The sequence below is a fragment of the Pseudomonas sp. AC463 genome (assembly GCF_979253585.1).
Genome location: NZ_CEEDDZ010000239.1, coordinates 1 through 362, shown reverse-complemented (window position 1 = coordinate 362; position 362 = coordinate 1). Strand labels below are relative to the sequence as shown.

Annotated in this window: 1 protein-coding gene; it reads right to left on the bottom strand. The window is 62.7% G+C overall.

The features are described 5' to 3' along the window. Positions 1-362 (bottom strand): DVUA0089 family protein (locus tag AC0IYH_RS29955; RefSeq protein ID WP_471837731.1); only part of this gene is annotated, 362 nt, incomplete at both ends.

Genomic DNA, 362 nt, shown 5'->3' with positions numbered 1-362 from the left:
GATCATCATCGCCCATGTGGCAGGCTCCGGCACCGTACCACCGGGACCGGTCGCCGTGTCGACGCCGAGGATGTCGAACGCCCAGGCGCTTGTGCGTTTCGCACCGGTAAAATCGCAGAACGGTGCGGTGATCCCCATATCGCAATAGGCTTGAGTGAAGTTGCCGCTCCCCGCACGGCCGAATGCGTCGCTCAGAGTCGCTCCACCGAAGTTGTTGTACTGACTGAGTGCGACGCGATAGGTGCCCGCCGCAAGTGTCGACGAGAAGTTCACGTCGAAGGCGACGCCGGTCACGGGGTCGACGGGCACGCCGCTACCGTCATCCTGAAACGAGATGCGGTTACCCGTCGCCAGATCGTACA